We start from the raw sequence: 7,990 nt of genomic DNA, 5'->3' as shown, positions 1-7,990 counted from the left end.
CGTTATGCTCCTGAAATAGAAAAACGTTTACGCTGGTATTGGCGTAATCCTACAGATTTACATTCATGGCATATGGATGAGACTTATATCAAAGTGAAGGGGCGATGGACTTACCTGTATCGTGCAGTTGATCAACGGGGTCATACGATTGACTTTTACCTTTCCGCTAGACGGAACAGTAAATCAGCCTATAGTTTTCTAGGAAAGATCTTCAATACGGTGAAAAAATGGCAAATTCCACGGGTCATCAATACAGATAAAGCAGCGACCTATGGCCATGCTTTATCACGATTAAAGCGAGAAGGAAAATGTCCAGTAGATATTGAGCACAGGCAGATTAAGTATAAAAATAATGTCATTGAATGTGATCATGGTAAGTTAAAGCGGATCATCAGGGCCACATTAGGATTCAAATCTATGAAGACGGCTTATGCCACAATTAAAGGTATTGAAGTCATGCGTGCACTACGTAAAGGACAAGCATCGTCATTTTATTATGGTCAGCCTCAGGGTGAAGTGTGTCTAATCAACAGGGTTTTCGGTCTCTAAGTACTTTTTAAAGGGAACATCATCGACTCAAATCTCTATTTGCAACAGTGCCTTACATTTCGTATTTTCTATTTGTAACGTAATTTCAGTAATATTATGATTATGTTTTAGAACTTCTAAGGCCTTTTGATAGAGTTGATCTGTATTGCTATTCGGAGCAACCAAATGAGCAGTTAAATGAATATTTCTTGAGGATATAGCCCAGACTTTCAACTGATGAATCCCTTCAACGCCCTCTAGCTTCAATAAATCATTTCTTAACGACTCAATATCAATCTCATCAGGAACTCCTTCAAGCAGAATATTAATACTTTGTTTTAATAAAATCCAAGTTCGAGGTAAGACCCAGAAGCCAATTAACACAGCGATTACGGTATCAACCCACATCCACTGGGTAAAATAAATAACTATTCCTCCGATAATCACGCCTATCGATCCTAGAGCATCACTAAGAACTTCTAAATATGCACCTTTTATATTTAGACTTCCTTCAGCACTAGCAGAAAGGATTTTCATTGAAATCAAATTTATGACCAAACCACCAACCGCGACAATCATCATTCCAACACTTTGAATTTCAGCAGGATTCGTAAAACGTTGATAAGCTTCATATACAATATATATTGCTACCACAAAAAGCATCACCGCATTAAACAGAGCCGCTAAAATTTCAAATCGCTGATAGCCAAAAGTTCTTTTATCATCTGCGGCTTTTTTACCAATTTTGATAGCGGCAAGAGCAATAGCTAAAGCGGCTGCATCAGTAAACATATGAGCTGCATCAGATAACAAAGCCAAACTTTGGGTAATAAAAGCAGCGACAACTTCTACTATTAAAAAAGTAGTCGTTAAACCTAAGGCAACCATTAACTTCTTACTATTTTCTTCAGTAACAACCGCATGGCTATGATCATGATGTTCTGACATAAAATATTTTCCTTATTCTATTTATGATGAGCAGAGATATTGGATAACAGCCAATATCTCTGCTGTAAATCGACTAATCTATTGGATTAAGAAACTTTTTTTTCATTTATCCAACGATAAAGCACGGGTAACAGCACCAAAGTTAGTAATGTTGAAGAGATAATCCCGCCAATCACTACGGTTGCCAGTGGCCGTTGAACCTCAGCCCCTGTTCCGGTTGCCAGCGCCATTGGTACAAAACCCAGTGAAGCCACACAAGCTGTCATCAACACTGGTCTTAAGCGCAAAATAGCCCCTTGCCACACGGCTTTATGCACTGGATATTTGTCCCTTAATTCCTTAATAAAGGTCAGCATTACCAGTCCATTGAGGACTGCAACACCAGATAAGGCAATAAAGCCAATTCCAGCTGACATCGATAATGGAATATCCCTTAGCCAAAGGAACAGCACACCACCGGTCAAGGCAAAGGGTATCCCGGTAAAGACCAATAGACTTTCTTTGACATTGTGAAAGACCGCCATCAGTAAAATAAAGATAGTGATTAAAGCCAGTGGAATCACGATTTGCATCCGTGCTTTGGCTGAAGCCAAATTTTCAAACTGACCGCCATATTCTATCCAATAACCACTTGGCAAAGTGTATGCTTTGAGCTGTGTCTGTACATCAGAAACAAAAGACCCTAAATCACGCCCTTCAACATTCGTTGTAACCACAACTCGGCGTTTACCATTTTCTCGACTGACTTGGTTGATTCCTTCAATGGTCGAGACTTGCGCGACATCCGACAATAAAATACTGCCACCATTTGGAAGCTGAATAGGTAACTGGGAAACAGATGCGACACTACGGTCTTGCTCTCCAAGACGGATAACAAAATCAAAACGACGATCGCCTTCTAAAATCTCTCCCACGCTTTGTCCACCAATACTGGTTGCCACAAGGTCTTGAATTGAACGCACACTCAAACCATATTGTGCAGCCAAAGTTTTATTTACCTCGACATTCAGTAATGGCAAACCTGAGGTCTGCTCAACTTTCACGGCACTGCTACCCGATATTTGCTGAATGATTTTGGAGATTTTAGTCGCCTCAGTATTGAGGACATTCATATCATCACCGAAGATTTTCACACCAACATCACTACGCACACCTGAGATCAATTCATTAAATCGGAGTTCAATCGGTTGTGAAAATTCACTATTATTGCCTGGAATCGTGGCTAAATACGTCACCATACGGCCACGTAATTCATCTAAACTTTCTTTAGGATTTGGCCATTCTGAACGAGGCTTTAACATGATATAGCCATCTGAAATATTGGGTGGCATGACATCTGTTGCAACCTCGGCTGTACCCGTTCTGGCAAATACTGCCTTAATTTCAGGGAAACTCTTTAAAAGAAGTTTTTCAGTATTCTCCTGAATACGTAAAGACTCTTCTAAGCCTGTACTTGGTGAACGTAACTGTTGTATCGCAAAGTCTCCTTCACTGAGCTGTGGTGCAAATTCACTGCCGAGTTTGGTACTGATAAATCCCGTAATCACTAATAAACACAGTGCAAAAGTCAGCACAACTGCTTTGTATTGATACGAAATATCAAGAGTTTGCTGATATTTAGCTTTTAGCCATAACATCCAACGACTTTCTTTTTCTTGAATATCGCCTTTGACCCACAATGCCACAGCAGCAGGCACAAAGGTGATCGATAAAATAATGGCTGCAACAAGGGCGAGTACCACTGCCAATGCCATCGGATGGAACATTTTTGCTTCCACACCACTTAAAGCAAAAATCGGCAAATACACCACCAAAATAATAAGCTGACCAAAAATAAGAGGACGACGTGCTTGGCGGGCAGCCAGAAAAACTTCCTTAAAGCGTTCACTTTGTGTGAGAGGTCGTTTTAACAGTTGCTGTGTATGGGCTAAACGCCGGATACAGTTTTCGACAATCACCACAGCACCATCGACAATGATGCCGAAATCGAGTGCACCTAAACTCATCAGATTGGCACTGATATTTTGCTGTGCCATCCCGGTTAAGGTAAACAGCATAGAGAGTGGAATGACACAGGCAGTAATCAAGGCAGCACGGATATTCCCTAAAAACAGGAACAGAATGATGATGACCAGGATTGCTCCCTCTACCAAGTTTTTCTGAACGGTTTTAATCGCCTTCTCAACCAAGATAGTACGGTCGTACACCGTTTCAATCACTACCCCTTTAGGCAAACTATTCTGAATATCTTGAAGCTTGGCATCCACAGCTTTAGAAACAGTCTGGCTATTTCCACCCATCGCCATCATGACAACCCCTAAAACGGTTTCTTTGCCGTTATAGGTTGCCCCACCGGTTCTTAAATCATGCCCAATAGAGACTTGCGCAATATCACCAACCCGAATTGGGCTGCCATTTGGGCTACCCAGCATGGTGTTCTCAATATCAGAAAGCCCATTGAATGCACCCGGTACACGTACCGTCAGTTGCTGACCATTGTCTTCAATATAACCTGCACCTCGGTTCTCATTATTTTGCGCTAAAGCCTGTTGCAGTTGTTCTAATGAGATATTCAGTTGCTGCATCCGGTTTAAATCGGGAGAGACCACATAGGTTTTTTCAAAACCACCAATACTGTTGACCTCTGCAACTCCCTTAACACGTTGCAGTTGAGGACGCACAATCCAGTCCTGAATCTCACGCAAATCCATCGGCGTGTATGCAGTTCCATCCGGCTTTTTCGCATTCGGATCTGCCTTCAGTACCCATTGATAAATCTCACCGAGACCCGTAGAAACGGGGGACATCGTCGGTGCGATTTGTGCAGGCAACTCAGATTGCGCCTCCTGTGTCCGTTGGTTAATCTGCTGACGGGCCCAATAAATATCAGTCCCATCTTTAAAGATAATGGTGACTTGAGAGAGTCCATAACGGGATATGGAACGGGTAAGCTCCAGATCCGGAATGCCAGCCATGGCATTTTCAATGGGATAGGTAATCAGCTGTTCGACTTCAAGCGCAGTAAAACCCTTGGCTTGAGTATTAATCTGGACTTGGGTATTGGTAATATCGGGTACAGCATCAATCGGGAGTTTCTGATAGCTATACACCCCGACCGCAATCCAGGTACAGGCAAAGAGCAACACCCAAATCGCATTTTGTATGGAAAACTGAATGATTCGTTCGAATAAACCTTCTGGTTTTGGTAGATCAGAATTAATGTCCATGGCCTGCCTCGTCTTTTTCTAATTCAGATTTCAACAAGAAACTGCCTTGAGCGATATACTTCTGCCCTTCAGTCAGCCCAGAAATCACTTCAAGCCATTGTCCATCACTTGAAGCCTGCCCCAATTGCACTTTCTGTGCTTTTAAGTGGACTTGACCTTTTTGTTCTGAATCTACGATGAAAATACTGTCTTCACCTTCAATACTTTGCAGCGCAGACTTTTGAATCCGAAGGGCTGATTTTGCTGTAGCTTCCGGAATCAACACTCTCACTAACACATTAGAACGCAACTCAGTAGCTTGCGCATCGAGTTTTGCGCGCACCACCAGACGCCCTGTTTGTACATCTGCCTGAGAGGTTAAGCTTTGTACAGTAGCTTTATAGCTTTGATCTGAATCATTCACTTTAAAGTCAATTTTTTGCCCGGCTTGCAGTTGACCTGAGAATTGATTCGGCAAATTAAACTCAAGCCATAAATCTTTCAGCTGTTCAATGACAAAGAGCTGATTAGCCAGTTGCACATTTTCACCGACCACAATATCTTTTTGACTGATCACCCCAGAGATCGGTGCTTTAATCAGAAAACGCCCATTGTTATTGCCACTTGCACCTAATGCATTTAAACGTGCTTGTGAGGACTGGACAGTAATCTGCGCTTGACGGTAGGCATTTTCGGCACGCTGGTAATCCTGTTTGGCAGAAACCCCCTGTGACCAGAGTTGCTGTTCGCGCTGGTAATCTTTACGGGCCAAATCCAGATTCACCTGTGCCATACGCAGATTTGCCTGTTGGTCGATCAGTTCAGGCACGGTTAGTACAGCCAGCGTTTGTCCTTTTTGCACGCTCTGTCCTAAAGCCACATTGATCTGCTCGACATAACCACTAAAATTAGGCGATATATGCGCTTGTTGATCGGTATTCACCACCAATTTACCTGGCAGGGTTGTCAGCTTTTCAACCAATCCTGTGGATGCAACAGCAACTTTTAAACCTTGTTCAACCATTTGTTGGCTGGTCAGTTGTATTTCGCCTTCTTCAGCATGTCCTTCTTCAGAACTATCTTCATCAGAATATTCGGCATTTCCCTCATCATAACCAGGCCCCTCAGATTCAGTTTTTTTTGAACTTAACCAAATAGCCAGACTGACCAAGACCGTAATCAGAATCAAAACTACAATCATGAGAGACTGGGATATTTTTCCGTTTTGCTTGGCGTTCATTTTATCGTGCTCCCCCATTGATTAAATTTTGCGATGCTTCGACTGCCTTTTTATTCAGTTGTGTATAGGCATCCGAACGGCTAATTTCTTCATAACTTGTGCCAATACTGAGTGCCTCAGCTGCTAGGGCAGTTTGCCAAGCTTGACGTAGAGTTTGTAATTGACCCAATCGAAGATTCTGCAGTTGGGTGGTTGCTTGCTGAACGTCGGTAATGGACAGTTTCCCTGCCTGAAACCCTAGTAAAGTACGGCTCTGAACTTTGGTCGCCAAAGTAACTTGTGCTGTTGTGGCATCGAACTGGCTACGTAAACCTTTGAGCTGATGCCTGCTGTTGGCAATATCGAGTATTTGTTGCTTCAGCTCACGCTGCTGCTGTTGGTTCAGCAATATTTGCTGTTGCTGGACCATCGGGATCGCATATTGCTGGCGATTGAAAATATTCAGTGGAATAGCCACGCCGATTGCTAAAGTCGTATCGTTGCTTTCATTAGGGGTTTTGCTACGTTTCATGCCTACATTTAAAGTCGGATTGGGACGTGCCTGAATTCTTAAATTTTCAATTTGATGATCCGATTGCTGAATGTTCAAGGCATAGAATTTTTCTAGCCACCCTTCAGCAATATACCGTTGCACAGTTTGGAGACTTTGCTCTGGCCAAGGGATAGCGGTTTTATTCAATTGAAGATGTGAAGATGTTTCTCCCCCCCACAAATTAGACAGCTGACGACCGGCAGCTTGTTTATTCAGCATCGCTTGCTGATAAAGTCGTTGGATTTCTAGCGCTTCAATTTGGGCACGCTCAAAATCAACCAGGGCAATACTGCCTGCCTGATAGCGTTTCTGGGCACTGTCCAGATTGACTTTACTTGTTTTTAACTGTACTGAATAAGCAGACTGCTCAACCTCAGCAAGTGCAAATTGCGACCATGCAAATTTAACAATCAGTTGGCTTTGTGCCTTCCATAATTGCTGTTGCAATTGGATTTGTTGATTCGAGGTATTGGCAATCACCCGGTTCAGCTTACGCTGACCAAATAGATCTAGAGGTTGACTAACGCCAACATTGAATTCCTGTTCTTGACCTGAGCCAAAGCCAGACTGTTCTAAACTTATACTTGGATTCTGCCATAACCGACTTTGCTGAATATTCAATTCAGATATTTGCTGAACTTGTTGCCACGGCTTGTCTTGAGTCTGGTAACTTTGTACTTTTGCTAAAGCGGATTCAAAGCTGGTAACGTTTTCAGCATAGCTATATTGCATAGCCGCTGCACATATACAAGCAACCAAGCTATGACGCAAGAGTATAATTGATTGTGAAGACATGATTTTTCCCACTTATTTAAATAATAAAAGTGGTGGGAATGTTTTAGGCTACCCCACCATGAGCGGGGAAAATTCGGGAGGTGGGCTTTGTTGAAACAGGTCAGGAGCCTGATAGCTGTTTTTCCAATGAAATTGTGGATTCACTTTAACTTCAGAGCTTGGATGAAACACATCTACTTTTTCATTTTGTACAATCAAATGCATCATCGATGGTAGATGATCTTGATGATCTTCACCGATTTCTAAATCGCTACTGAATGTTTTTATGTTTTCTGACTGTCCATTATGATCGTGTTGACGACTATCGCTGGCACACAAGGTATTTTGGTGATGACCAAAATGATAACTCTGCTGTGATTGAGGCTGTTGTTCATGGACACAAAAGGCCGCCGCCACATTCCAAAAGCTTTGGAACATGAACAATCCAACCAAGACTGTAATCCATGTAGTAGAACGCATCATCATAACAACCGAAAAATTTGTACCAAGTATAAGGCTTAGAGCCACTCCAAGGTCAAGCTTAATAAATTAAATTAAACATTCAATGAACACTGAATAGCCGGCACTTTTGCAAATTTACCTTGTCTCTATAAGCTCACATCAATTTCAGGTAAGAATAACAATAGATAGTGAACCGTACCGGGTTTGTCGGAGACTTTTTATTTAAGTTAGGCCACCTGACCTAACGGGTTAATCTTATCATTGTACATTGCTTCAAACTCAAAAGGCAATTTTCCATGA

6 protein-coding genes are annotated in these 7,990 nt (G+C 42.2%); 1 reads left to right on the top strand and 5 read right to left on the bottom strand.

Translation table 11 applies throughout. The annotated features are described in order from the left end of the window. The coding region (locus tag CXF69_RS00360; RefSeq protein ID WP_102083146.1) for an IS6-like element IS1008 family transposase at positions 1–549 on the top strand (549 nt) is incomplete at its 5' end. Between the two features lie 27 nt (positions 550–576). Here the strand turns inward: CXF69_RS00360 and CXF69_RS00355 are convergent. The 5 genes from CXF69_RS00355 to CXF69_RS00335 form a co-directional block, all read right to left on the bottom strand. Continuing rightward, complete coding sequence (locus CXF69_RS00355) at positions 577–1,476, bottom strand: cation diffusion facilitator family transporter (protein ID WP_102078870.1); 900 nt, start codon at positions 1,474–1,476, stop codon at positions 577–579. 86 nt (positions 1,477–1,562) lie between these two features. Further along, positions 1,563–4,703 carry an efflux RND transporter permease subunit gene (locus CXF69_RS00350; protein WP_101204392.1) on the bottom strand — a complete coding sequence of 1,047 codons (3,141 nt, stop codon included), beginning with the start codon at positions 4,701–4,703 and terminating at the stop codon, positions 1,563–1,565. Continuing rightward, on the bottom strand, positions 4,693–5,922 hold the full coding sequence (locus CXF69_RS00345; protein WP_101204391.1) for an efflux RND transporter periplasmic adaptor subunit: 1,230 nt from the start codon (positions 5,920–5,922) through the stop codon (positions 4,693–4,695). Before CXF69_RS00345 ends, CXF69_RS00350 begins: the two co-directional genes overlap by 11 nt. A 1-nt stretch (position 5,923) precedes the next feature. After that, positions 5,924–7,249, bottom strand: a complete 1,326-nt coding sequence (locus CXF69_RS00340; protein WP_102078871.1) for a TolC family protein — start codon at positions 7,247–7,249, stop codon at positions 5,924–5,926. Positions 7,250–7,297: 48 nt separating this feature from the next. Next, on the bottom strand, positions 7,298–7,711 hold the full coding sequence (locus CXF69_RS00335) for a cation efflux protein, CzcI-like (RefSeq protein WP_227514115.1): 414 nt from the start codon (positions 7,709–7,711) through the stop codon (positions 7,298–7,300). Positions 7,712–7,990: the final 279 nt, after the last annotated feature.

This window comes from Psychrobacter sp. Choline-02u-9 (assembly GCF_002836505.1).
Taxonomy (GTDB): domain Bacteria; phylum Pseudomonadota; class Gammaproteobacteria; order Pseudomonadales; family Moraxellaceae; genus Psychrobacter.
The sequence above is the reverse complement of the archived record's forward strand: the minus strand, read 5'-3'. Positions and strand labels throughout refer to the sequence as shown.